At 48.6% G+C, this 249-nt stretch carries 1 protein-coding gene; it reads right to left on the reverse strand.

From position 1 onward, the window contains the following. Nucleotides 1–217: hypothetical protein (locus Q5762_RS39225; protein ID WP_315897099.1), on the reverse strand; the 217-nt coding region annotated here is incomplete at its 3' end. Between the last annotated feature and the right edge of the window lie 32 nt (nucleotides 218–249).

Here is a 249-nt window from a genome sequence, read left to right on the forward strand (position 1 = left end):
CTTTGATCACGCTTTCTGCTAACACCGCGTCATAGGCGCTTCCCAGAATTTCCCTGATCCAGGGCACCCCAGCAGTTTTATCTAAAAACCATTCACCTTCATAGGTCATCAATCTCTGACGCGCATGCTGGCCCACGGCTTCTGCGTTATAGACTAGCCCCAAATTACCATTTGCGTCAAGGTATAGATCAGCGGGATTGTCACCAATCCGCTTCAAGCCCAAACCTACTCTCTCAATTACAGTCATAG

Origin of the sequence: Streptomyces sp. P9(2023) (assembly GCF_032436795.1) — a bacterium.
Taxonomy (GTDB): Bacteria; Actinomycetota; Actinomycetes; order Streptomycetales; family Streptomycetaceae; genus Streptomyces.